This is a genomic window from Mesorhizobium ventifaucium (assembly GCF_935822925.1).
GTDB classification, from domain to species: domain Bacteria; phylum Pseudomonadota; class Alphaproteobacteria; order Rhizobiales; family Rhizobiaceae; genus Mesorhizobium; species Mesorhizobium ventifaucium.
Window position 1 is genome coordinate 101,605 of record NZ_CAKXZS010000009.1, and the last position, 23,499, is coordinate 125,103.

At 62.5% G+C, this 23,499-nt stretch carries 20 protein-coding genes; 14 read left to right on the forward strand and 6 right to left on the reverse strand.

The window, feature by feature from the left end:
* The first annotated feature begins 1 nt into the window (after position 1).
* The 4 genes from NMG70_RS07320 to NMG70_RS07335 all read left to right on the forward strand — a co-directional run bounded on the left by NMG70_RS07320 (position 2) and on the right by NMG70_RS07335 (position 3,822).
* Positions 2–1,885, forward strand: a complete 1,884-nt coding sequence (locus tag NMG70_RS07320; protein ID WP_254023906.1) for an ABC transporter ATP-binding protein — start codon at positions 2–4, stop codon at positions 1,883–1,885.
* 30 nt (positions 1,886–1,915) lie between these two features.
* Positions 1,916–2,230 carry a DUF6665 family protein gene (locus tag NMG70_RS07325; RefSeq protein ID WP_254023907.1) on the forward strand — a complete coding sequence of 105 codons (315 nt, stop codon included), beginning with the start codon at positions 1,916–1,918 and terminating at the stop codon, positions 2,228–2,230.
* 403 nt (positions 2,231–2,633) lie between these two features.
* On the forward strand, positions 2,634–3,368 hold the full coding sequence (locus NMG70_RS07330) for an ankyrin repeat domain-containing protein (protein WP_254023908.1): 735 nt from the start codon (positions 2,634–2,636) through the stop codon (positions 3,366–3,368).
* A gap of 13 nt (positions 3,369–3,381) precedes the next feature.
* Entirely contained in the window at positions 3,382–3,822 is a 441-nt protein-coding gene (locus NMG70_RS07335) for a YHS domain-containing (seleno)protein (RefSeq protein ID WP_254023909.1), read from the forward strand.
* Positions 3,823–3,829: 7 nt separating this feature from the next.
* On the opposite strand, the gene NMG70_RS07340 is transcribed toward NMG70_RS07335, so the two are convergent.
* The gene (locus NMG70_RS07340; RefSeq protein ID WP_254023910.1) at positions 3,830–6,046 is read right to left on the reverse strand and encodes an adenylate/guanylate cyclase domain-containing protein; all 2,217 of its coding nucleotides are present in this window, start codon (positions 6,044–6,046) and stop codon (positions 3,830–3,832) included.
* 731 nt (positions 6,047–6,777) lie between these two features.
* On the opposite strand from NMG70_RS07340, the gene NMG70_RS07345 reads away from it, so the two are divergent.
* From NMG70_RS07345 to NMG70_RS07370, 6 genes are all read left to right on the forward strand, one after another.
* A complete protein-coding gene (locus tag NMG70_RS07345; protein ID WP_254023911.1) occupies positions 6,778–7,767 on the forward strand; it encodes an acetylserotonin O-methyltransferase in 990 nt (329 codons plus the stop codon).
* A 584-nt stretch (positions 7,768–8,351) separates the two neighbouring features.
* A complete protein-coding gene (locus tag NMG70_RS07350; protein ID WP_254023912.1) occupies positions 8,352–8,957 on the forward strand; it encodes a helix-turn-helix transcriptional regulator in 606 nt (201 codons plus the stop codon).
* Positions 8,958–8,985: 28 nt separating this feature from the next.
* Positions 8,986–10,164 (forward strand): hypothetical protein, encoded by a 1,179-nt coding sequence (locus tag NMG70_RS07355; protein WP_254023913.1) that lies wholly within the window; start codon positions 8,986–8,988, stop codon positions 10,162–10,164.
* 186 nt (positions 10,165–10,350) lie between these two features.
* On the forward strand, positions 10,351–12,372 hold the full coding sequence (locus NMG70_RS07360) for a hypothetical protein (RefSeq protein WP_254023914.1): 2,022 nt from the start codon (positions 10,351–10,353) through the stop codon (positions 12,370–12,372).
* A 186-nt stretch (positions 12,373–12,558) separates the two neighbouring features.
* A complete protein-coding gene (locus NMG70_RS07365) occupies positions 12,559–13,236 on the forward strand; it encodes a methyltransferase family protein (protein ID WP_254023915.1) in 678 nt (225 codons plus the stop codon).
* A 463-nt stretch (positions 13,237–13,699) separates the two neighbouring features.
* Complete coding sequence (locus NMG70_RS07370) at positions 13,700–14,134, forward strand: RidA family protein (RefSeq protein WP_254023916.1); 435 nt, start codon at positions 13,700–13,702, stop codon at positions 14,132–14,134.
* 400 nt (positions 14,135–14,534) lie between these two features.
* Here NMG70_RS07370 and NMG70_RS07375 read toward each other — a convergent pair whose 3' ends face one another.
* Both NMG70_RS07375 and NMG70_RS07380 read right to left on the reverse strand, forming a co-directional pair.
* Positions 14,535–16,280 (reverse strand): adenylate/guanylate cyclase domain-containing protein, encoded by a 1,746-nt coding sequence (locus tag NMG70_RS07375; protein WP_254023917.1) that lies wholly within the window; start codon positions 16,278–16,280, stop codon positions 14,535–14,537.
* A gap of 576 nt (positions 16,281–16,856) precedes the next feature.
* Entirely contained in the window at positions 16,857–17,213 is a 357-nt protein-coding gene (locus NMG70_RS07380; protein ID WP_254023977.1) for a cupin domain-containing protein, read from the reverse strand.
* Positions 17,214–17,515: 302 nt separating this feature from the next.
* Between NMG70_RS07380 and petA the strand changes: the two genes are divergently transcribed.
* From petA to NMG70_RS07400, 4 genes are all read left to right on the forward strand, one after another.
* Positions 17,516–18,076, forward strand: a complete 561-nt coding sequence (gene petA, locus NMG70_RS07385; RefSeq protein WP_027151039.1) for a ubiquinol-cytochrome c reductase iron-sulfur subunit — start codon at positions 17,516–17,518, stop codon at positions 18,074–18,076.
* A 17-nt stretch (positions 18,077–18,093) separates the two neighbouring features.
* The gene (locus tag NMG70_RS07390; RefSeq protein ID WP_254023918.1) at positions 18,094–19,398 is read left to right on the forward strand and encodes a cytochrome b; all 1,305 of its coding nucleotides are present in this window, start codon (positions 18,094–18,096) and stop codon (positions 19,396–19,398) included.
* Between the two features lie 89 nt (positions 19,399–19,487).
* Positions 19,488–20,360: a cytochrome c1 gene (locus tag NMG70_RS07395; RefSeq protein WP_254023919.1), complete on the forward strand. Its 873-nt coding sequence runs from the start codon at positions 19,488–19,490 to the stop codon at positions 20,358–20,360.
* Positions 20,361–20,583: 223 nt separating this feature from the next.
* Positions 20,584–21,129, forward strand: coding sequence for an adenine phosphoribosyltransferase (locus NMG70_RS07400; protein ID WP_254023920.1), 546 nt, complete (start codon positions 20,584–20,586; stop codon positions 21,127–21,129).
* Positions 21,130–21,293: 164 nt separating this feature from the next.
* On the opposite strand, the gene NMG70_RS07405 is transcribed toward NMG70_RS07400, so the two are convergent.
* The 3 genes from NMG70_RS07405 to corA form a co-directional block, all read right to left on the reverse strand.
* Entirely contained in the window at positions 21,294–21,764 is a 471-nt protein-coding gene (locus tag NMG70_RS07405) for a MaoC family dehydratase (protein ID WP_254023921.1), read from the reverse strand.
* Positions 21,761–22,258, reverse strand: coding sequence for a MaoC family dehydratase (locus tag NMG70_RS07410; protein WP_254023922.1), 498 nt, complete (start codon positions 22,256–22,258; stop codon positions 21,761–21,763). Before NMG70_RS07410 ends, NMG70_RS07405 begins: the two co-directional genes overlap by 4 nt.
* A gap of 132 nt (positions 22,259–22,390) precedes the next feature.
* Positions 22,391–23,365: a magnesium/cobalt transporter CorA gene (gene corA, locus NMG70_RS07415; RefSeq protein WP_254023923.1), complete on the reverse strand. Its 975-nt coding sequence runs from the start codon at positions 23,363–23,365 to the stop codon at positions 22,391–22,393.
* Between the last annotated feature and the right edge of the window lie 134 nt (positions 23,366–23,499).

Consider the following 23,499-nt stretch of genomic DNA (forward strand, 5'->3'; position numbering starts at 1 on the left):
AATGATGATTGCCGTCTATCGCTGGTTCGAGAACTGGGTCTATCCGTTCAGGGAGCCCGCGGGCCTTCGGCCACCGGTCAGCGTCAGCGGTTTCCTCTGGCACTATGTCGGCCAGGCGAAGGTCGCCTTCTTCGCCATGCTGGTCATCGGCGGCATCGCGCCGCTGGTCGAAGCCGGACTGTTTTACTTCGTCGGCAGGCTGGTCGACATTCTCGACCAGCTCCCCGGCGAGCGCAGCTGGGACGCGCTGTGGACTGCCGCCGGTCCCGAGCTTGTCTTCATGGCCGCCGTGGTGCTGGTCATCCGCACCATCGTCGTCGGCCTGGCGGCGCTGGTCGACGAGCAGACGATCACCCCCGGCTTCTACAATCTGGTGCGCTGGCAGGCGCACCGCCATGTCTCGCGCCAGTCCTACGACTTTTTCCAGAACGATTTCGCCGGGCGCATCGCGACAAAAGTCTGGCAGGCGGGGCAGGCGACCGGCGATTTGATGCAAAGCTTCATCGAGGTCGTCTGGTTCATGGTCGTCTATACGGTGACGACGCTGGTTCTGGTCGCCGGCCTCGACTTGCGGCTGGCGGTGCTGGTGGTGATCTGGATCACCGCCTTCGGCTGGCTGGCCAGGCGCTATCTGCCGGCGATCCGCAAGCACGCCGAGGCAACCGCAGAGGCCGGTTCGATGATCACCGGCCGCATCGTCGATTCCTACTCGAACGTGCAGACGCTGAAGCTGTTCTCCGCCGACGGCGACGACCGCTACATCAGGAGCGGTTTCGACATCTATCTCGACGCGCTGCGCCCGTTCACCCGCAGGCTGACCGGCGTGCGCATGGCGCTGACGACGCTGTCGGGGATCATGATCACGGCGATCGCCTGTTTTGCGGTCTATCTCTGGGTCGAAGGCTCGATCACCGTCGGCGCCGTCGCCTTCACATTGTCACTGGTGCTGCGGCTCAACATGCTGCTCGTCCGGCTGATGATGCAGCTCAACGGCATCCTGCGTAATCTCGGCGTGCTGGAAAACTCGAAGGCGCTGATCTCGCAGCCGCTCGGCCTGACCGATGCGCCCGACGCCAAGGAGCTTGTCGTGACCGGCGGCCGGATCGACGTGAAGAACGTCGAGTTCCACTACGGCAAGGGGTTCGGCGTGCTCAACGGCATCGACCTTGTCGTGCGGCCGGGCGAGAAGGTCGGACTGGTCGGGCCGTCCGGCGCCGGCAAGACGACGCTGGCCAATCTGATCCTGCGCCTCTACGACCTGGAGGGCGGCAAGATCACCATCGACGGCCAGGACGTCTCAAAGGTGACGCAGAATTCGCTGCGCGCCAACATCGGCGTCGTCAGCCAGGATACCGCGCTTTTCCACCGTTCCCTGCGCGACAACATCAAGCTCGGCATGCCGGAAGCAACCGATGCCGACGTGATCGCGGCCGCGAAGAAGGCCGAGGCGCACGACTTCATCCTCGACCTGCGCGACAATCGCGATCGCCAGGGTTATGAGGCCTTTGTCGGCGAGCGTGGCGTGAAATTGTCGGGCGGCCAGCGCCAACGCGTGGCGATCGCCCGCGTCTTCCTCAAGGACGCGCCGATCCTGATCCTCGACGAGGCGACGTCGGCGCTCGATTCCGACATCGAGGCGGCCATCCAGGAAAACCTGGCGCGGCTGATGGAGAACAAGACGGTCATCGCCATCGCGCACCGGCTGTCGACCATCGCCGCACTCGATCGCCTGGTGGTGCTCGACGGCGGCCGCATCGTCGAACAGGGCACGCATGACGAGCTGGTCGCGCTCGACGGGCTCTATGCGCGGCTGTGGAAGCGGCAGTCCGGCGGCTTCCTGTTCAACGAGGAGAGCGTGCTGGAGGAGACGCGGCCGGCGGAGTAGGGCCAGAATTTCAGCAAATCGGAGTGAATCATGTCGGTGCGAATGCCATCGAATTTCGGACCGTCGGGGGCGCAGGAGAGCGCGCTCGACCTGCTCGGCCATGAAATCCTCGGCGAAAAGGCGGCAGCGCTCGGCCGCGCCGGCCGGCGCGTGGATGAAACGCTGGCGAGATTGCGTGAACATGGCGACGATGGCGAACATCGTGCCCAACTGCTCAAGGACGCGGCCGAGGCGGTCCACGCCTACTTCATCCAGCGCGAATTGTGCGGCTTGCGCAAGCACGACGCGGTGATCCGGGAATACAATATTCCCAAGGCCGTCCTGGCCAGGCTCGGCGCGAAATAGATACCGGTGTTGAATCTGATGCTTGGTACCGATGACGAAATACCGATTTCGACCCGTTCCAGTCGTCCAGATTCGCTCGCGCTACGGAATAAGTTGACCCCAAGCCGACCTTCATCAACCCGTTTTGCTACCCGATAGCCGACATTCGCGGCAACCAGCACTGATGACCCAATCCGGACCTCGCGTGTTGAGACATCAACGTCGCGTTGCCGTACCATAGCAGACCGTCGGCTTATCCAGAGCAGCATTCGAGTCGAGTGGATCGCGCCCGTGGTTAGGTGACGGCTCGATCGCCGTGCTCTCCGGAACAGGCCGGGCAGATCAGCGCCCGCGGCTGGCAGGCTGATGAAGGGATCTTCGCTCAAAGGTGCGATGGTTTCCTGCGTCATGGATCTGCGAGGCGATGGCCTGCATCACTGGCACAGCCGTGAACGGAATTCCAGCTCCGCAGGCGACGGGGCTGGACCAGGAAACGCTCAGCGTGCTAGCATTTATCCGTTCAGCAGGAAGCGAAATGCTCAGACCACTGTCTGCGGTGGCGTTGTGGTTCGGATTGACGGCGGCAGCCGCGATGGCCGGGCCGCTTCACGACGTGGCGCGCTCCGGCGATGAAGCGGCGCTCAAGGCCCTGCTCGATGGCGGCGCGGCCATCGACGAGAAAAACCCCACCGGTGAGACGGCGCTGGTCGTTGCCTGCCTCGCCAGCCGGCCGGAAGCCGTCGCCTTGCTGATCAAACGCGGTGCCGATGTTGTGGCAAGGAACAACCGGGGAATGACGGCTTTGCACGGTGCATCCTATGCGGGGTGCGCGGAATGTGTGCGGCAGCTGCTGGTGGCCGGGGCTTCGCCTAGCGATGCCGAAAACCGCTTCAAGACGACGCCATTCATCGTCGCCGCCGAAGAAAACCATCCGGACATACTGGCGATGCTGCTGGCGGCCGGTGCGGATTCGGAAGAAACCGAGCGGCACGGCTTCACGGCGTTAACCCGGGCCGGGTTCAAGGCGCGGAAGGAGACAATCGCCTTCCTGCTGGCGCGCGGTGGCCGTTGCCAGCCGGCGAAGGTAGCGGGTGGGTGGAGTGGGGAGTGCCTGAAGCTGGCGGCCGAAACGGCGCGTCTACCTCAAGTCTCCAAATGAAAGGATGAGCACCATGAAACGCCTCGGATTGACGTGTCTCTGCATCGCTTCCGTCTGGACCATGCCGGCGCTGGCCGGCGAGGTCAACACCGGCTACTTCGGCAACGTCGCCATCGAGGGCTACGACACGGTTGCCTACTTCACCGAAAAACGGGCGGTGAAGGGCTCTGAGAAGTTCCAATCGGAATGGCTCGGCGCTACCTGGCAGTTCTCCAGCGACGAAAACCGGAAGAAGTTCGATGCCAGCCCAATGGACTACGCGCCGCAATATGGTGGCCTGTGCGCCGAGGGTGTTGGCTACAACGAGATGACGGTGAACATTGAACCGGAGGTCTGGCAGATTATCGACGGTAAGCTCTATATATCGGCTGGCGCCGCCTTCGAGGACCTCGCCACCAACCGACTCAAATCGGATGCCAACTGGCCGACAATACACGCCGAACTGCAGAAATAGATTTGCGCTATTTGACGGAGAAAAAGCGAAGCGTGTCGGGCAGAACCAGCGCGTAGTCCAGGCCGGCGCTCTTGTCCGCATAGACCGCGCCGCATTGCCAGTGACCGCGGAAGCTCGCCTCGAACTGCAGGCAGAGCTGGTCGTTCTCGATTCGCGCCAGCCCGGTCAGAAAGGTGTTGGCGCCGCGATAGGCGGCCCGGAAGTCTTTGGTGACCTGCAGAAAGAAAGGCGCCGTTTCGCCGCGTTTGAACGTGGTGATCCCCTGCCAGCCACGTCCAACGGTGAGAGTGGCCAAGGCCTCGCCGCGAATGCGAGCTTGCTCATTCCCCCGATAGTCGAGTGGCCATTCGGGAATGCCGGCCTTGGCTAATAAGGAGAGATAGCGTGCGAGATCGGATGGATTGCGGAACAAGCCGGTGTAAAGGTTGCGAAAGGCGGCAAGGTTGGCGAATGGATAGTTCGTCAAGAAGTCAGAGAGCTTGTGCGCCTCGCCAGTTTGGCCGAGCGCGGCATAGCAGGCGGCCAGATATTCCCGCGTGCTTTCCGAGGCCGGAAAGGCGGCGGCCACAGTCTCGAGCTCGGTCCGCGCCAGCTCGTATTTCCCGGCCAGCGTGTGCACGATGCCCGCAACCTGAAGGAACCCGGGTTGCGGTTTCGGGTTCAGGCGCATGGCCTGGGCAATGGCGCTCACCGCTTCGTCCAACTCGCCGGAATAGGCCAGCACCAAGGCGAGGTTCGCCTTGGCCTCGGCTTCGCCGGGATTGAGCGCCGCCGCGCGCCGCACCGAGGCGATGGCGTCGTCGGGGCGGCCGTCAGCCAACTGAAAGACTGCGAGCGCCGCGAAGGCGCGGGCATTGTTGGGATCGAGCTCCAGCGCCTTGCCGGCGGCCTCGTAGGCCCGCTTGCGGGCGACCGTTGCGGACAGAACCTGATCCGACACGGTCAGCCAGATCTGGGCCGACGTCCGCGCATAGCCGGCATAGGCATCGGCGAAGGAGGGGTCGAGCGCGATCGCCTTGTCGTAGGCGGCCAAGGCCCGGCCCTGCGTCGTGGCATCGACGACATAATAGCTCTGCGCTTCGGCGCGCAGGTACCAATCGTAGGCCTCGAGGTTGGCGGTCGGAATGCGCTTCAGCTCGGCCGCTTCCGCGGAGGTGAGCTCCACCGCAAGCGCTCCCACGATCTCGTTGATCACCTCGTCCTGCACGGTGAAGATGTCCGCGAGGCGCCCATCGAACTGCTTGGCCCAGATTTGCTGGGCGGTCTCGGCTTCCACCAGGTTGGCGCTGATGCGCAAGCGATCCTGGGATTTGCGCACGCTGCCTTCGAGGACGTAGCGGACGCCCAAGTCGCGGGCGACCGTCTGGGGGCTGACGGTCTTTCCCTTGTAGGGCAGCACCGAGCCGCGGGCGATGACGAACAGGCCGGAAAGGCCGGTGAGTTGGGTGATGAGACCGTCGCTCAGGCCGTCGGCGAAGTAGTCCTGCTCGGAATCGCCGCTGACATTGGCGAAGGGCAGGACGGCGATCGACCGCTTGCCGGCGCCTGCCGGATCGGTGGTATCAGGCCGCGGCGCGCCGCTCAGCCAGAAGGCCGCCACCGCCAACCCGACGAACGCGAGCAGCGCCGCGGCGATTGCCAGTAGGGCGAACTTCGGCTTGCGACCTGGGGCCGCTCGGGTGCCGGCCTCCACGCCGTCTAGCGCCACCCGGAAGGCGCGGATCGGTCGGGCGATGTTCTTGACCTCGATTTCGCCCATGTCGACGAACCTGACAGGCAAGCGATCGCGCACCTCGTTGCGCACGGAACGATGCACGCAGATGCCTCCGGGTTCCGCCAGCGCCTGCAGGCGCGCGGCTACATTGACGCCGTCGCCGAACACATCACCACGATCGGCGATGACGTCGCCCAGGTGCACGCCGATGCGAAACGCGAGCTTGCGGGCACCGGGGCTGGCCGCGGCGCGCGCCGCCATATCGCCTTGAATGGCGAGCGCGCAGCGCACCGCCTCCACTACGCTGGGAAATTCGGCGAGGAAGCCATCGCCCATGCGCTTGAATATGCGCCCCTGGTGCTGCGCCGTTTGGGGAGACAGAACCTCCTCGTCCACGGCCCTGAGATCTCGCAGAGTTCCTTCCTCGTCCTCCCCCATCAGCCGCGAATAGCCGGCGATGTCGGCGGCTAGGATCGCGGCGAGCCGCCGTTCCAATTTGTCTTCGGCCATTGCGATGGACGTTCGAGAGTTTCTGCCGATTTTTCGCTACACTTGCGGCGAACGCTGCGTCATTCCGGTATTTACCATGATAGCCCATCCAAAGCCATTTCCATCCCGGTAGTCTCGAATGAGTTCCGTTATCGGCCATCAGCAACACGATTCACCAGTTTTCTACCTGAAGCCAACATGACCGCCCTTTTCTCGGCTGGTTCGCGAAGTACTCTTCCATCCGCCTTCCGGCCGAACTCGACCGCATGTTACAAGACGGGTAACTGGTCAATGGGTAGGCCGGCTCCCGCAAGATGATCGAGCTTGGTGGCCAGCAGAGCACGTTTCTGCCGGTGTAGAACTCCACAACCAAAGTGCCGTCAGCGATCGCGCAATAGCGACCAGTTCAGGACCGCCTCAAAATCATCGCTGCAACTTGAACGTCGCCCTTACAGGCGAAATCGGCCGTTCGGCAGTCACCCAATCAATGACAAGTCATGGCGCACGTGGTCGGTTGGTGCGTTCAGCCTTCAGATTGCCCGATGTGGCTCGGAAAGGTCCCGCCGGGTGGGACGAAGGTCATCGTCGCCGAAGTTCTGACCAACGACCGGACTGCACTACCTTTCCGGGCCTTCCGTGACAGTGTCTGAGCGAACCGAGGCTCTCGACAGCCACCTCGTGATCCTCCAATTTGGGGAAGCGTTACGCTCGCTCCATTCTGCTAACGTGCGTTGACACTCGAGGAAAAAGCCATGCCCAACCCGTCGCAACAGATCATGAGGCTAGGATTTGGGTTCGCCGTGTCACAGGCGCTGCGCGTCGTGATCGAACTTGGTGTCCCCGATCTCCTGGCCGCCGGCGAGCAGTCGGTGGATGAATTGGCGGCTGCCACTCGGTCAGATGCTGACGCGCTTTATCGTGTCATGCGACTTCTCGCGGCTGAAGGTGTCTTCAGGGAAGTATTGCCCCGGCATTTCGAGTTGACCGAGGTTGGCGCAGTGCTGCGCTCCGATCGGCCGGGTCCCCGTGACTTCGTGCGTATGATCAACAGCGAGGCTTATCTTGCCTTCGAGCAACTCCTGTATTCTGTCCGCACAGGAATGCCAGCTTTCGACAAGGTGTTCGGGAGCCCAAGGTTTGACTGGCTGTCGGAACACCCGGAGCAGGCTGCTTTGTTTCAGCGTGCCATGGTCGCCTTGAGCCAAGGCAGCAACGAGGCCGTTGCCGAAGCTTATGACTTCAGGCCGTTCACGCGGATCATCGACGTTGGCGGCGGACATGGTCAGCTTCTCTCGGCGATCCTGGCCCGCAACCCCCATTTGAGCGGCGTGCTTTTCGATCTGCCTTCGGGCGTCGCGGCGGCACATGAGGGTGCCGGAGGCGACCTGCCGCGCACCGAATTTATCGCTGGTGATTTCTTTGAGAGCGTTCCCAGTGGTGACGTCTACGTCATTAAGAAGGTCGTTCACGATTGGTACGATGGGCGTGCTGCGGCGATCCTGCGAAATTGCCGCAAGGCGATGCTACCGAACGGGAAGGTGCTTGTGGCCGAGACGCTCGTGCCGCCGGGTGACGAACCGAACCAGATTAAAGGTATCGACGTGGTCATGCTCGCCGTCACCGGCGGCCTGGAGAGGACGGAGGCACAATATGCCAGCCTGTTCGACGCCGCCGGGCTACGGCTTGAACAAGTGATTCAGACCCAAGGTCCCATTTCCATCCTTGAGGCGTCTCCGGCCTAAGACTGAATTGCGGTCGGGCATCCCTTTGGGAAAGGCGAAGTTGAGCCAAAGTCCGGACGTTCCAATTTCCTTTCGAGAAGGACTGTGTTGGGTCGACACCGGTCGGAACGCGAAGGTCGGCTCTGGAGATGCGCCGGGAAGGTCGGCAATTGGCGCAACCTTCCTGTTCGAGAACTGGAAGGATTGACCTGAAGCAGACTCTCGCAAACGGAGCCGTGCATGACAGCTTTGCGCCTGGTGTCGGCCGTTGAGATTAGCTTTGCCACCGCCTGAAAGCAGCCTTACCGGTGACCACGCCGGAGGTCGCGGTTGCGCCAGGAGATGCCATTCGGTGGAAGCTGGACAAAGGTCTGCTTTGCGCCGCCAAACACGGACTTCCGCTGACGCCTGTCCGGCGCATCAGGGCGACCTGCTCGTCGGCGTAGTAGGGGCCAACAGCTTCCGATTTTCCGCCACAGCGCCGACGACTTTTTCTTCATCAACTGACCGACGCCCGTGCCCATCTGTTGCGCGGTGCCGCGGGCGGGCGCAGAATGCCTGGGACATGGCGGGCGCAGCCGCCACTCGAGCTTCGGAGACAGACCATGGACTGGACCAAGGGACGCGGCCGGCAGATCCTGATTGCGGGTGCGGTGGGGGCCTTCGCCCTCCTGCTCGGCATGGAGGCGGTGAGGGAGGATGAGGGGGTGACCCTCACCGAGCTGTTGACGGAAGCGGCGGGCATTGCACTTCTCGTAGGCTGCTCGGCCTGCGTTGCGCTCCTGTCCTCGCGCCTGCGGGAGCAGGAAGCGGAAAGCTTCGACATGCGCGATGAGATTGCGCGAATCCGTGAGCGCGACACGCAGTGGCGGGCCGGCCTGGATGACCATTTCCAGGAACTCGGCGCCGCCATCCAGCGCCAGTTTGCGGCTTGGGGTTGCACCCAGACGGAGCAGGAGGTCGGGCTCCTGCTGCTCAAGGGCTTCAGCCACAAGGAGATCGCGCGAATCCGGGGAGCAAGCGAAGCGACCATTCGCCAGCAAGCGACTGCGCTCTACCACAAGGCTGAGCTCTCGGGCCGCGCGGCGCTCTCTGCCTATTTCCTCGAGGAGTTGCTTCTGCCGCCGGTGCCGTCGAACTCCTTGGGGGCTCGCAACGACCTTACTCGTCCCGAGATGTCGAGCCGGCCGGCCGCATCGCGCCGGGCGTAGCGCGGAGCTAGCTCCAGGGTCACGGGCCGTGCGCTTTCTTGCCTCAGTTCTCACCGGCCTGGGGTTGCTTGTATTCTCAACTCCAGTACTGGCCGAAGATCCAGTAGCGGAGCTGGTCGAGGGCTGCGCGGCGCCCTGTGTCAGTTACGAACTATCTACGGAACTTCAAAACGACTGGATTTTTGCGGCCGATCCGTCATTCCTGACGTCCGACGTGCTTCAACCGACACTCACAGCCGATTTGCTTTTCGCGCCGACGGACTATCTGCAACTGGAGACTTCCATCATCACCGAGCCGGTGGTGGACTCGGCGCCCGGCGAGAATACGGTTCTTGAAGGAATTGGCACCTACGTAGCCGAACTGTATACCGTGATCGAGGCAGGTCCCGCTACCACGCGGGCCGGAAAATTCGATACGATCTTCAGTCTCGCCAGCGAAGTCGCGCCAGGGATCAATGCCACGGAACTGGTGTCGGATTTCAACGCGGACGAACGTCTAGGCGGGGAAATTGTCCTCCGCTTCGAAAACCTCGGGTTGAACCATGCTTTGGCAGCGACTGCATTCACAACCGATCGCACGATCCTCAGCGAGTCGCTCTTTACCAACCGGGGCCGGGCCAGCCTGTCGGATGGCGGCGCGGGCAACACAAAGGGCGTGTCGTCGTTCTCGGTAACTCTTGATGGCTGCGAAGGTTCGGAAACAGCGGATTGCTATTTGGACGGCGAATTTGGCTACAGGTTCGGCTTTCGGTATCAGAGGGCCGGGCATCCTACCGAGGAGGACATCGAAGACGACGTTAAGCTTGGTGACGAACTTGCCTACCTCGCCGCCGCGACCAAGAGTTTCGAACTGGACGAAATGACGCTCAGGCTGCTGGGCGAAATGTCCTATCTTCGGCATTTTGACGGCCGCCAGGACGATGCCCTGGTCGTCACGGGCTCCGCCGCGCTCGACGTAGACTCCTTAACCTATATCGCGACCTACACGGAGCAGACGAACCTGGTCGCCGGAGGTCCGGATACCCGCGATTACCTAGCTGATTTCGAGGTCATATATTCGTCCGACGACAATACGCCGTTCGTTGGATCAAAATGGCAACTCGCCGCCGCCTATACGTTCGCGCGGAATGCGGATCACGAAAACGCTCACATTCTCAGCGTGCGTGCGGTGTTCGATTTCAGCGGAGGTGTGGAGTTCGGCAGGTAGACTGCCGCACGTCGGCACGGACTCACATCCGTAGGATGCGCCGTCTAGGGTTTTGAAAGGCTGAGTCTTTTTACCCGTCACGCCTGCCGGATTCCCGTGAGGCGGGAGCCGAGCCATGCTGGGGACTGCGGCGAGCGTCCGGCCGCGGACGCGCCCGCGACGCGATCCACCTCGGAGGACATTCCCATGGCCATTTTACCCGACTTCTCCGCCGCCACGTTCGGCAATTCCACGAATGTCGACAACACGTTCTTCCCGCTGCCCGGAGGCACCATCAACAGCTACGACGCCGCGCTTATCGATCCCGAAACCGGCGAGGAGGAGACGGAGCGCAACGATCACTTCGCCACGTTCGAGACGAAGATCATCGAGGGCGTCGAGACCGTCGTCGTCCGCGATACGGCCTATGCTGACGGCGTCCTCGTCGAGGACACGCTCGACTGGTACGCGCAGGACGATGAAGGCAACGTCTGGTATCTGGGCGAGATCGCGACGAACTACAACTACAACGACGACGGCGAGTTCATCGGGACCGACTTCGGCGGATCGTGGGAGGCAGGCGTCGACGGCGCCGCGCCGGGCTGGATCATGCGCGCCGCGCCGATGCCGGGCGACAGCTATTTCCAGGAGTTCTACGCCGGAGTGGCGGAGGATGAAGGCGAGGTGATCGCGACAGGCCTCACCGTCGAGACCGACTTCGGCTCTTTTGACGACGTCGTGAAGATCCTGGACACTTCCGGCCTGGAGCCCGGCGTGGGCGCCTACAAGTACTTCGCGCCCGGCATCGGCCTGGTCTTGGAGGAGGAGGTCGTGCTCTCGGAGGACGAGCCCGAGCTCGTCATCGAGATCAAGAACAGGCGCGAGGTTGACGTTTCCGCCCCCGTCGATCCGACGGAACTTGCCTTCGCGGGGGATGGCACCGCCAAGACCATCACCTTCATCAGCGAGGACGCGAGCACCAACGGCGCGATCGGCGCCTATACTTTCGACACGGCGACGGGCGAGATCGGCGAGGCGCGCATCCTCTTTGCCGACACCGAGGACGTTAAGGCGGGCACCGAGGCGACGATGGCAGTCGCGGCCGGGCAGTCGCTTGGCCTGTTCCTCATCCCGGATGTCGAGGAACTCGGCCTCGAGCTCGAGGACTACGAGAACGGCGGCCTCTTCTTCCGCAACTTCACCTCAGGCGATGTCGCCGACGTTTACGACGGCGACGATGCGACGACCTACACGCCTGGCCCGGCCACCATCTACGACCGGGTGGCGCCGGTCGTCACCGACGCTGACGGCAACCTGCTGCCGATCCGGGCGTTCCACTCGGTCGGCAACCGCGACGGCTTCAACTTCCTGAACCCGGTGGCCGGCGAGAACGCCCTTGCAAGCGATATCGACGACGGCCTCGCCGGGGTCGAGGTGGTGAGCTTCGAGGATGGCCTGGCCAGCACCGAGGACTTCGACGGCGACTTCGACGATGCTTTCGTTGCCGTCAGCGATGCGCCGCTCAGCGGCGAGACAGTCAAGGCCTTGGTCGAGGCGACTGGCATCAGCCGCCTGATCGGCACTGACGGCCAGGATCGGCTCGTCGGAACGGACGAGGACGATCAGCTCATCGCGCTCGACGGCAATGACGTGATCCGGGGTCGCGGCGGCGACGACCAGATCGAGGCCGGCGACGGCAACGATCGTGCATATGGCGGCGCCGGCGATGACGAGATCTCCGGCGAGGAGGGGCACGACCGGCTGTTCGGCGGCGAGGGCGACGACGAGATCGATGGCGACGAGGGTCGCGACAGGATTCAGGGCGGTGCGGGCGATGACGAACTCGCGGGTGGCGAGGGTAACGACCGGCTCTGCGGCGGCGATGGCTTCGACGAGCTCAAGGGCGGTGAAGGCGACGACCGGCTCCGGGCCGGCGGCGACGGCGCGCGGATGTCCGGCGGCGCGGACGACGATACCCTCTTTGGCGAGGCCGGCGCCGAGGACGTCTTTGTCTTCGACCTGATCCCTTTCGGCAGTGACCTAATCCGGGGCTTCGAGAACGGCGCCGATCGCATCGAGATCGCGACCTATACGGGCGTCGAGAGCTTCGAGGACGTCGCCGTCACGCAGGACGGACATTCGACCGTGCTGAGCTTCGCGGAGGGAACCGTAGAGATCGCCAATTTCGACTCCGCGCGGATCAATGCCTCCGATTTCTTCTTCGTCTGACGCGCGGGCGGGGCGCGGTCTCCCTGGCCGCGCCCTTGCCCCATCGGCTGGAAGGAGTCACCTGCAAGCGCTACAAGCGCAGCACGGCTCGTGAAGTTCTGATTAATAATAAGGAATAGGGCCGCATGGGCCGGCGCCGCTTGCTCCGCGGTCATTGGCCCTAAACTTGCGGCGCCTCTCCCGAAAATGAACCGGATGCTTGGCGCGAGCGCCAAAAAAGCCTCTGTCAAAGGAACCATGATGTCCGCTTCAATTGCCCCGCAACCTTTCAATCAGCGAAAGAGACTTCTTGTCGTCCAGGGCTTGAGCATCGCGGCGATCGGATCGCTGTTGTTCTCTCGACCAGGCTGGGACGAAGCATCGACCCTTCATGAACTTATCGAGATGACAGGCTTTGTCCTGATCCTCGTCTGCATATTCGGAAGATTGTGGAGCATCCTATATGTCGGGGGCCGGAAGAACACCGAGTTGGCGGTAAACGGGCCATACTCGATCACTCGCAATCCCCTGTATCTGTTTTCGATGATTGGAGCATTCGGCATCGGCCTCATGTTCGGGTCGATCATCGTTGCCGTCGTTCTCGGAGTGTGCACCTACGCGGTTTTCGGGATAACCGCTAGAAAGGAAGAGGCGTTTCTTCTGGGAAAGTTTGGCCCGAAATACGAGGCGTATGCGGCCAGAACACCACGGTTCTGGCCCAAACTATGGCTTTATCACGACGAGCATCAGCACACGTTCTCCACGAAAGCGCTAAGAAGCACATTCTTCGATGCTCTCTATTTTCTCGCGGTCTTTCCAGCCATCGAAGGCATCGAATACCTCCAGGTGATCGGTTATCTGCCAACCTATTTCTGGCTATTCTAATCCCAAGGTCGAGGCAATCCGCCGTCGCCAACTTGCCTACCATTTAGCCTTTGTAACCCACTAGAACCGCGCCTGTTGCGATCAAGGCAACCCCTGCCCAGTTCGGCAACGATACAGGAACGGTGCCGCGCCCCGGGACGACAAGGCAAGTAACGCCGCTGCCGCGAGATGTTGAATACGCGTGCCATTATTACGACTGTCACGATCGCCCGCGAACAGCGACATTGCCGAGCGCAGCCCCCGCTTTTGGTGCAACTGCTGTGGGCAAGACAGAGGGCAGCTTTCCACCACCCTAAGCCCACCGTCTGCAGTCCGGCGTAGAGGTCCGCATCGGGTGGCTTCCTGCCGTACGTCTCGTGGACTGGAACGAGCATCGAGCGACAAAGTTGCCATTGCTAACAGCCCGTAGTTTTGCACATCTTACTCCAATTGGAAGCATCGATACAGACGGAGGATTTACTGGATGTCGGGTTTGAGAGTGACCATCGATGGCGTGTGGAATGACTCTGAGTTTCCGATGAGTCATGCGGTTGTCGAGCCAGAGGGAAAGCGGGTTCACCTAACGGGTCAGGTTGCCTGGACTGAAAATTTTGAAGTAATTAGTCCTGACGATGCTGGGAAGCAAACCCACGCCGCAATTGATAATATCGAAAGAGTCCTAGCAAATCTTGGCGGCACCATCGAAGATGTCGTTTCAACCACGATGTATTATGTGCGAGACGAAGACCTTGATGCCATCCAGGAAGCGAGGCGTACTCGCTTTTCGTTCAATGCCGGGCCAGCTGTGACAGGCGTGAAAGTTGCGGCGCTTGTTGACGACGCACTTCTCGTAGAACTTACAGTCGTCGCCGTTATACCGCATGAGAAATTCAGATCGCCGTCCACTCGATCCGCGTGACTTTGGGCAAACGGCTGTCGATCGCTGTGCTGGTCGCGACGACTTCAAAGGATCATGGTGTGCCGTAGGTCTCCAAAATGGGAACGGCAGAGAAGCTCGCCTCAAGCTGTAGCGCGAAGGTCGGGTTTGGAGAAGCATCGGAAATGCCTGGTTGTGGCGCAAGCTTCCGGTTCGAGAGCCGAAGAATTGACCCAACGGCGACATTTGTCTGGACCGTCGGTAAGTCTCGTCAGGTGGACCGGAAGTTCGACGCGAACCCAACAGAGATCTCGCCGGCTGTTCACGGCTGCTCTACGCGCTCAGTCCTCGGACATGCCGGCCAGAGAACTATCGCGAGATCAAGGGACGTCGCCTGGCCGGACGTGACGCGCAGGACAGGGCATCTTTGCACCCGCGACGATCACTCCGGCACGCCGGAGATGCCCAGCGCCTCGACGTAACGCTCGGCGAACACCTTGTCCAGCCACGGGTTGATCTGTCTCTGCAGGGTGAGCGTGTAGGTCGGGAACGCCTCCATCAGCCGCCGCGCCGCCGCCTGCGCCTCGTCCAGCCGGTTGAGTTTGACCAGCGCCATGATCACCACCCGGTGCGAGGAGCCGTAGTTCGGCATCTCGTGCAGCGCGCGTTCTCCCCATGCCAGCGCTTCCTCGTAGCGCTCGAGCATCAGGTAGCTCATCCCGATGCCGGAGAGCGCGATGCCCTTCTCGGGGTCGACCGGGCTCAGCCGCATTGCTCTGTGAAAGTGCTCGATCGCGACGAGCGGGCGGCTGGAATGTGCGTTCACCCAGCCGCTGCCCGTATGGCCCTGCGCTGAATTGGGATTGAGTAGCAGGGATCGTTCGATCGTGCCCAGCGCCATCTCGTAGTCCTTCGCGCTGTAGGCGATCACCTGCGCGGCGAAGCGTAGGCTCGTGGGGTCGTCGCGCGCTTCCGCCAGAACCTCTCGCGCCATGCGCGCGGCGACTCGGATATCGTCGGGCTCGTGCCAGCACTGGCTCACGGATAGGCTGCGGATATAGGCGCCGAGTGCCTTCGCCAAGTAGAAGCCAGGGTCGATGCTGAGCGCCTCGTTGGTGAGCCGGCGCACGTCGGCAAAGCCTTCGCGCGTCATGCTGTAGAAGCGCGGCAGCGCGCGAAGGTAGAGGTCGTAGGCGCTGATGTACTCGGTCGGCTTCATGCGCGCCTGCTTGATCTCCTCCAGCCGGATGCTCGGTTCGACAGCGCCGACGACGCTCTCGGTCACCTTGTCCTGCAGGTCGAAGATGTCGCTCACGTCGCCCTCGAAGCGATTGGCCCAGACATGGTGTCCGCTGATCGCGTCCACCAACTGCCCACTGATGCGCACCCGCGATCCTGCTCTGCGGATGCTGCCTTCTAGCACGTAGCGGACGCCCAGCTCGCGCCCGACCTGGCGCAGGTCCACCGCTCGGCCCTTGTAGGTGAAGGACGAGTTGCGGGCGATCACGAAGAAGGAGTTCACCCGGCTCAATCCCGTGATGATGTCCTCCACCAGCCCGTCGGCGAAGTATTCCTGGTCGGGGTCGCCGCTCATGTTGGTGAAAGGCAGAACCGCGATCGAGGGTTTCTCGGGCAGGGGAGGCAGTGCAGCCACCGAGGCGCTGGCGTCGGTCTCGACGCGGTAGGCGCGCACAGGCCGCTCGATATTCTTGAGGCGCAGGTCGCCGAGCGGCGTGAAGCCGCAGTCGAGCTTGCCCTGAAGGTGATCGTAGGCGGTGCCCGAGACGACCACGGTGCCGGGATCGGCGATGCTTTCGAGGCGGGCGGCAATGTTGACCCCGTCGCCGTAGAGGTCGCCGTCCTCCTCGCAGACCACGTCGCCGAGATTGACGCCGATGCGGAAGCGAATCCGCTCTTCCTCGGGCGTCTCCGCCTCGTGTTCTGCCAGGGCCTGCTGGATCGCCATCGCCGAGGTCACCGCGTTAACGACGCTCGCGAACTCGCACAGCATCCCGTCGCCGGTGAGCTTGACGATCCGACCCTGGTGCTCCGAGACCAGCGGTTCGAGAAGGTCCTTGCGGTAGATCTTCAGCCGCTGGAGCGTGCCGCGCTCGTCGCGCTCCGTCAGGCGCGAATAGCCGACCATGTCGCAAGCCAGGATCGCTGCGAGGCGGCGCTGCGTGGTCATTGCACCGCTCAGCCAAGTGCCTGCACGCGGGCCGCCCCGCGTCCATGTCCCGCTGACTTCCAGACGCCCTACGTGCATGGTATCCATCTCTCCCAGTCGCCGCCCGTCGCCGATACAGAACGGAGAACGCAGCTTGATCTTGCCTTCACGAGATTTCGCTATCCCGCTTGCGAGGCGTGGAGCGTTCCAGTCGCCGCGCTAACAGCCAACCGACGACACGCCCACGCAGCCTCTGGGGACGCCGACACGCCACTCCCAGAAGGCCGGAGATATTTCCTGCCCTGTGTAACCGGTTGACGCCAGCGTGGCGGCACGTTTGTCACTGCGATGTAACAGCGAGATGCTCTACGTACGCGCGCATCGGTGCATCACACCAGATGTTCGCGCTTAGAGGTGCTGAGGTCGGCAAGTGGCGCTCCTAAGCCGTTCGGCCGATCCCCGCCGAGTGGCGATCTCCCACCCAAGCGGTTGTCTAACCTCGGGTACCAAGCGTCAGATTTTCACCACTAGTTTGACCATGATCTTTTCCGAAAACCGGTTTCCACTTTTCGCTGACGCGGACTTTCGGTTCGGGGTCTACTCCAGCCATTCGGTGATGAAGCTGCCGCTTTCGTGGATGTCGGTGGTCTCCAGCGGGCCTGGGCCGAGATTGGTGAATTTGTGCGGCGTGTTCGGCGGCACGATCAGGATCTGGCCGGCCGACGCCTCGATCTGCTGGTCGCCGACGGTGAACAGCCCAGTGCCCGTGCGGATGATGAAAATCTCGCAATAGGGATGCATGTGCGGCCGCGGGCCGCCGCCGATCTCCGGCAGATGGTTGAAGATCAGGCAGCTTTTGGAGCCGTAGGCGCCGCACTGCAGTTCGCCCTGCCAATGGTCGGGCCAGCGGTCGGGCGTCCTGGCCCATTTGTCGCGGTCGATGACATGCGCCATGAGCCGAGGATAGACCGAGGCTGGGTCTCCTGTCGAGGCAAACACCGGCGCCGGTTTTGCCATTGTTTTCCTGTGGTTTCGCCGTCTTCGTCGCCACGCCGCCCGCCGTCGAATTGCGTCCCCGCGACAATCTGCCCTTGTGCCTTCACCCGTCTGGACAAAAACGGGCTTCACGCATAAACCGAACTCCAATTGCCGGAGGAATTCGCTAGCCTGTTCGCCATGCGCTGTCGGGTTGGCGTGAAAGAGCGGGGAACAAGCCTCGGCCACCGGCACGGAAGAGGCGAAAGGATCAGGCACCCGTGAGCGCAACCGACATCCAGGATCCCAACCGTCGTGATTTTCTCTACGTCGCCACGGGCATGGCCGCGGTGGTCGGCGCGGGTGCTGTCGCCTGGCCGTTCATCGACCAGATGCGTCCGGATGCCTCGACGCTGGCGCTGGCCTCGGTCGAGGTCGACGTCTCCTCGCTGACGCCGGGAACGTCGCTTGTCGTGAAATGGCGCGGCAAGCCGGTGGTCGTGCGCAACCGCACCGAACAAGAGATGAAGGACGGCGAGGCGGTCAATCTGGCCGAGCTCAAGGATCCGCTCGCCCGCAACGCCAATCTGCCGGCCGATGCGCCGGCGACCGACGCCAACCGCACCATGCCGGGCAAGGAGGCCTGGATGGTGATGGTACAGGTCTGCACGCATCTCGGCTGCATTCCGCTCGGCCAGGAAGGCGAGTTCGGCGGCTGGTTCTGCCCGTGCCACGGTTCGACATACGACACCGCCGGCCGCGTCCGCGGCGGACCGGCGCCGGAGAACATGTCGGTGCCGGTATTCCAGTTCATTTCCGACACCAAGATCCGTATCGGCTGAGGCGAGGGGAAATTTCGATGAGCGAGGGACACTCGACCTATACGCCCAAGACCGGTATCGGACGCTGGGTCGATGCCCGCATGCCGCTGCCGCGGCTGGTCTATGACAGCTTCGTCGCCTATCCGGTGCCGCGTAACCTCAATTATGCGTGGACCTTCGGCGGCATCCTAGCGCTGATGCTGGGGGCGCAGATGCTGACCGGCATCGTGCTGGCCATGCACTACGCGGCGGACAGCAGTCTCGCCTTCGATTCGGTCGAGAAGATCATGCGCGACGTGAATTCGGGCTGGCTGCTGCGCTATTTGCATTCGAACGGCGCGTCGTTCTTCTTCGTCGCGGTCTACATCCACATCTTCCGCGGCCTCTACTATGGTTCCTACAAGGCGCCGCGCGAGCTTCTGTGGATCCTCGGCTGCATCATCTATCTGCTGATGATGGCGACAGGCTTCATGGGCTATGTGCTGCCCTGGGGACAGATGTCGTTCTGGGGCGCGACCGTCATCACCGGCTTCTTCAGCGCCATCCCGCTGGTCGGCGAATGGATCCAGCAGCTTCTGCTCGGCGGCTTCGCTGTCGACAACCCGACTCTGAACCGCTTCTTTTCACTGCACTATCTGCTGCCGTTCATGATCGCCGGCGTCGTCGTGCTGCACATATGGGCGCTGCATGTGGTCGGCCAGTCGAACCCGACCGGCATCGAGGTCAAATCGAAGACCGATACCGTCGCCTTCACCCCTTACGCGACCATCAAGGACGCGTTCGGGATGCTGGTGTTCCTGTTCATCTTCGCCTATTTCGTCTTCTACCTGCCGAACTTTCTCGGCCACCCGGACAACTACGTCGTCGCCGACCCGCTGAAGACGCCGGCCCATATCGTGCCGGAATGGTACTTCCTGCCGTTCTACGCGATCCTGCGCGCCATCACCTTCAATATCGGGCCGATCAACTCCAAGCTCGGTGGCGTGCTCGCGATGTTCGGTTCCATCGCCATGCTGTTCCTGGTGCCGTGGCTTGACACCTCGAAAGTGCGCTCGGCGGTCTACCGGCCCTGGTACAAGCTGTTCTTCTGGCTGTTCGTGATCGATGCCGTCCTGCTTGGCTGGCTGGGCTCGCAGCCAGCCGAAGGCAGCTATGTCTTCATGGCGCAGATGGCGACATTGTTCTACTTCGCTTTCTTCCTGGTCGTGCTGCCGGTGTTGGGCCTGATCGAAACCCCGCGGCGATTGCCGAACTCGATCACCGAGGCGGTGCTCGAGAAGAACAAGGGTGGCGGTGGCGGGCATCCGGCCCGCGCGACAGCCGCGCCGGAAACCAAGGGCTGAGCATGACCCCGAAAAGTGGAGACCGGTTTTCGGACAAGATCATGCTCGAGACGACGATAGCGCGCCAGAGAATCTCAAGGGGATTTGGTATGAAGACGATTCTCACCTCGCTGGCGCTGCTCGGCCTTGTGCTGGCAGGCACCGGGGCCGCGACCACCGGGGCAATCGCCCAGGAGGAGGCGCACAGCGAAGCCGCGCCGACGCATTTCCCGATACACGAGCCGAAGGAAATGGACTGGAGCTTCGCCGGGCCGTTCGGCACCTACGACAAGGCGCAGTTGCAGCGCGGGCTGAAAGTCTACAAGGAAGTCTGCGCGGCCTGCCATTCGATGAAATTGGTGGCGTTTCGCACGCTGGAAGACCTTGGCTATTCGGAAGCGCAGGTCAAGGCGCTGGCCGCCGAGTACACGATCAATGATGGTCCCAACGATGCCGGCGAGATGTTCGATCGTCCCGGCATACCGTCCGACTATTTCCCGGCGCCGTACCCCAACGATCAGGCAGCAGCGGCCGCCAATGGCGGGGCCGCCCCGCCCGATATGTCGCTGCTGGCCAAGGCGCGCGGCGTCGAGCGCGGCTTCCCGCGTTTCGTCTTCGACATCTTCACGCAATACGCGCAGGGCGGTCCCGACTATATCCACTCGCTGCTGACCGGCTATGACGAGCCGCCGCCGGCCGGCATGGAGATACCGGAAGGCACCCACTACAATCCGTACTTCATAGCCGGGGTGTCGCTGAAGATGCCCAACCCGCTTTCCGACGACCAGGTGACCTATGACGACGGCGCGCCGCAGACGGTCGACCAGTATTCCCGCGACGTGTCGGCCTTCCTGATGTGGGCAGCCGAGCCGCATCTGGAAGCCCGCAAGAAGACCGGCTTTCGCGTGCTGGTCTTCCTGTTGCTGTTCGGCGCGCTGGTCTATCTGACCAAGCGCAAGGTGTGGGCCGGCGTGGCGCACTGAGCTATGCAAAGCCATGAGATCAAAAGGGCGTCGAAAGGCGCCCTTTTGCATGTCCGAGGACTGCCTCCGAAGACCGCCTCCGAAGGCCGCCGGCTCCAGTCCTTTGCCGTATATTTTCTTCCAGGCGCCACATCGCGGTAGCCGTCGCCGGCCGCGCCGGGTTACGATCGGCCAAAATTCCTTTCACGTCTTCAAAGTCGGACGAACGCCCGGAAAGCCGCCCATGAAACCTTCGCTCGAAGACACGCTGCTTGCCGCGATCCGCACCATTCCGGACTATCCGAAGCCGGGCATCCTGTTTCGCGACATCACCACGCTTTTAAGCAATGCGCGCGCCTTCCGCCGCGCCATCGACGAGCTGGTGCATCCCTATGCCGGCCAGAAGGTCGACAAGATCGCCGGCATCGAGGCGCGCGGGTTCATTCTTGGCGGCGCCGTCGCCCACCAACTCTCGGCCGGATTCGTGCCGATCCGCAAGAAGGGCAAGCTGCCCTACGAGACGGTGCGCGTCGCCTACAGCCTCGAATACGGGCTGGACGAGATGGAGATGCATCGGGATGGCGTGTCTCCGGGTGAGAAGGTGATCCTTGTCGACGACCTGATCGCAACCGGCGGCACGGCGGCGGCGGCGGTCCAGCTGTTGCGGCAGGTCGGCGCCGACATCGTCGCCGCCTGCTTCGTCATCGACCTGCCGGACCTCGGTGGTCGCGAGAAGCTCGAAGCGCTCGGCGTGCCGGTCAGGACGCTGATCGAGTTCGAAGGGCATTGAGGGGAGCTCTTGCCTTCTCCCCTTGTGGGAGAAGGTGGATCGGCGCGCAGCGCCGAGACGGAAGAGGGGTGTTGCATGGGTTGCTGTCGGTGCCAAGCTGGAACACCCCTCATCCGACCGAGCTTCGCTCGGCCACCTTCTCCCACAAGGGGAGAAGGAAGAAACTATCCCACCTTCACCAGAACGGCGCTTTCGAACTCGATGACCTTGTCGCCGATCGAATCGAAAGCCTCCGAGCGCAGCGTCAGCACTCGCCAGCCCGGCCGCGATGCGAGGGGGCGGTGGGCAAGCGCGGTGCGGGTGAAGGTCACGGTTTCTCCGGCATAGACGGGTTTTAGCCATTTGAGGTTCTTGAAGCCGGGCGAGGGGCCGAATTCGGGGGCGGGCCCAGCGCCGGCCCAGCTGATGCCTTCGGCCTCCACGCCGGTCTCAATGTTCAACTTCATCCAGGTTGCAGCTGTGTGCCAGCCGGAGGCGCACAGGCCGCCGAACACGCTGTTCTTCGCCGCCTCTTCATCGAGATGGAATATCTGCGGATCGTATTTGCGGGCGAACGCCTTGATCGCCTCGGGCTCGAATCTATGCGACCCGAGGGTGACGGTGACGCCGATGCGGAAGAACTCGTCCAATGTCATGAGCGGCCCTGTGCGGCATCACGGGCGAGGAACATGACCGTGTTCTCGAGTTCGAAGACGCCTTCGCCACGCTGGTTGAAAAGCTCGCTGCGCAAGGTAACGAGGCCGAGCTGAGGCTTGGACCTGGACAGACGCTTGGCAAGGACGGTGGTGTTGCCGCTCAAGATGTCGCCGGCCAGCACCGGCCTCTTCCACCGGACCTGGTCGACACCAGGGGCGCCTTGCGAGGTCGAATCCAGCAGGAAGGCATCGCACAGCATGCGCATGAACATCGCGCAGGTGTGCCAGCCGGAGGCCGCCAGCCCGCCAAGGATGCTGGCCCTGCCCGCCGCCTCGTCGAGATGCATCGGCTGCGCATCGAACTCTTGCGCGAATTCGATGATCTCGGCCGCGCTCACCAGTTTCGTGCCGAGGTCGAGCGAGGCGCCCTCGACGAAATCCTCATAGGCCCAAGTCTTTTCATAGGCCGAAGTCTTTGCGTTCTTTCCGGTCATGGTCAGGAATCCGGTTCAAGATTGTACGATCGCCACGGATCGGTTTCCCGGATGCAGGCGGGGCGGGATTTGGTCAAGTCATTTCTGGTGTGCCAGGCCATCGCGCCCAACGCAATAGAAGCTCCGAAGCCTCTACAACCAGCCGCGGCGGCGGAAATACCAGAAGGGCAGGATCGCCGAGAGGATCATCAAGCCGATGGCGAAAGGATAGCCGAAGTTCCAGGTCAGTTCGGGCATGACATTGAAATTCATGCCGTAGATCGAGGCGACCAGCGTCGGCGGCAGGAAGATGACGGCAGCGACGGAGAAAATCTTGATGATAGCGTTCTGCTCGATCGAGATCATGCCGAGCGTCGCGTCGAGCAGGAAGTTGATCTTCTGCGACAGGAAGGTGGCGTGGTCGGCGAGCGACAGCACATCACGCGACAAGGTCTTGATGCGCGCGCGAATGTCCTTGCTCATCTTGGTCTGGGTCGAGGCGTGGGTGAGGAAGCCGGCGAGCCGCTGCAGCGAGATCAGGCTGTCGCGGATCGAGGAGGCGATGTCCTCCTTGCGGCCGATCGCCTTCAGCAATTCCTGAAAATCGCGGTTGCGCTTGGAAGCCTTGGTCGAGCTTGCCTGGAAGATGTCGCGTGAGATCGCCTCGATGTCGCGGCCGGCGCGCTCCAGAATGTCGGCGAGGCGGTCGACGATCGCCTCCAGCAAGCCGATCAGGATGGTGTCGCCGCTGGTGCAGCCGGTCGCCACCTTCTCGGCACGCTGCGGAAAAGTCTTGAAAGCCTTCGGTTCGTGGTAACGCACCGTGATCAGCCTGTTGCCGGCCAGCACGAAGGTGACCGGCGACATCAAGGGATCGTCGGCCTCGGTCTGGGCGGGCAGAATGGCGGTCATGAAATAGGCGCCGTCCTCGACATATAGGCGGCTCGAAATCTCGATCTCCTCCATCTCCTCGCGTGTCGGAATGGCAACGCCGAGCCAGGCCTCGATGGCCGCTTCCTCTTCCTTTGTCGGGCTTACAAGGTCGGCCCAGACGATTTGGTCGCTGTTTGCCAAGAGATCGTCGGCAAGGCGCAGGCGATCATTGTCCACGACGAATGCCTTGATCATCGCCGGGTCTCCCTTGCTGAGGCCAAAAGGATGGGTTCGAGCGGGCGCGTCGTTTCGGATTGCACGGGGCGGGCGCTTTCGACGAAAGCAGACCTGAGGGCAGACGCCCCTTAGACCGGGCATTGCGGGCAGTC

Excerpts from the sequence above, each read along its gene's own strand:
- NMG70_RS07320 (WP_254023906.1), top strand. The coding sequence starts at position 2 with ATGATGATTGCCGTCTATCGCTGGTTCGAGAACTGGGTCTATCCGTTC.
- NMG70_RS07325 (WP_254023907.1), top strand. The coding sequence starts at position 1,916 with ATGTCGGTGCGAATGCCATCGAATTTCGGACCGTCGGGGGCGCAGGAG.
- NMG70_RS07330 (WP_254023908.1), top strand. The coding sequence starts at position 2,634 with ATGGCCTGCATCACTGGCACAGCCGTGAACGGAATTCCAGCTCCGCAG.
- NMG70_RS07335 (WP_254023909.1), top strand. The coding sequence starts at position 3,382 with ATGAAACGCCTCGGATTGACGTGTCTCTGCATCGCTTCCGTCTGGACC.
- NMG70_RS07340 (WP_254023910.1), bottom strand. The coding sequence starts at position 6,046 with ATGGCCGAAGACAAATTGGAACGGCGGCTCGCCGCGATCCTAGCCGCC.
- NMG70_RS07345 (WP_254023911.1), top strand. The coding sequence starts at position 6,778 with ATGCCCAACCCGTCGCAACAGATCATGAGGCTAGGATTTGGGTTCGCC.
- NMG70_RS07350 (WP_254023912.1), top strand. The coding sequence starts at position 8,352 with ATGGACTGGACCAAGGGACGCGGCCGGCAGATCCTGATTGCGGGTGCG.
- NMG70_RS07360 (WP_254023914.1), top strand. The coding sequence starts at position 10,351 with ATGGCCATTTTACCCGACTTCTCCGCCGCCACGTTCGGCAATTCCACG.
- NMG70_RS07365 (WP_254023915.1), top strand. The coding sequence starts at position 12,559 with ATGAACCGGATGCTTGGCGCGAGCGCCAAAAAAGCCTCTGTCAAAGGA.
- NMG70_RS07370 (WP_254023916.1), top strand. The coding sequence starts at position 13,700 with ATGTCGGGTTTGAGAGTGACCATCGATGGCGTGTGGAATGACTCTGAG.
- NMG70_RS07375 (WP_254023917.1), bottom strand. The coding sequence starts at position 16,280 with ATGACCACGCAGCGCCGCCTCGCAGCGATCCTGGCTTGCGACATGGTC.
- NMG70_RS07380 (WP_254023977.1), bottom strand. The coding sequence starts at position 17,213 with ATGGCGCATGTCATCGACCGCGACAAATGGGCCAGGACGCCCGACCGC.
- NMG70_RS07390 (WP_254023918.1), top strand. The coding sequence starts at position 18,094 with ATGAGCGAGGGACACTCGACCTATACGCCCAAGACCGGTATCGGACGC.
- NMG70_RS07395 (WP_254023919.1), top strand. The coding sequence starts at position 19,488 with ATGAAGACGATTCTCACCTCGCTGGCGCTGCTCGGCCTTGTGCTGGCA.
- NMG70_RS07400 (WP_254023920.1), top strand. The coding sequence starts at position 20,584 with ATGAAACCTTCGCTCGAAGACACGCTGCTTGCCGCGATCCGCACCATT.
- NMG70_RS07405 (WP_254023921.1), bottom strand. The coding sequence starts at position 21,764 with ATGACATTGGACGAGTTCTTCCGCATCGGCGTCACCGTCACCCTCGGG.
- NMG70_RS07410 (WP_254023922.1), bottom strand. The coding sequence starts at position 22,258 with ATGACCGGAAAGAACGCAAAGACTTCGGCCTATGAAAAGACTTGGGCC.
- corA (WP_254023923.1), bottom strand. The coding sequence starts at position 23,365 with ATGATCAAGGCATTCGTCGTGGACAATGATCGCCTGCGCCTTGCCGAC.